General features: G+C 46.8%; 1 pseudogene. It reads left to right on the top strand.

Annotation, left to right across the window (positions count from 1 at the left end):
• Positions 1–231 (top strand): annotated as a pseudogene (locus RYX56_RS25600) (oxidoreductase); the annotation flags it as partial.

The raw sequence follows: 231 nt of genomic DNA, 5'->3' as shown, positions 1-231 counted from the left end.
ACCCGTTATGAAGAAGTTCCATTAAGCAATCCGGAACAGCGGCAGCTGAAACAACCAGGGCATGAGAATCTCATGGTTCCAAAACCGATTATTGAAAACCCTCACTATAAGGGAAGCGGGAAATTAACGAATAAGGTAGCATTAATCACAGGTGGAGATAGTGGAATGGGAGCAGCTGCAGCTATCGCCTTTGCAAAGGAAGGCGCCCATGTGGCCATCGCTTATTTGGAT

Source organism: Alkalihalophilus lindianensis (assembly GCF_032843265.1).
Classification (GTDB): domain Bacteria; phylum Bacillota; class Bacilli; order Bacillales; family Bacillaceae_D; genus Alkalihalophilus; species Alkalihalophilus lindianensis.
This window is presented reverse-complemented; position numbering and strand designations above follow the sequence as displayed.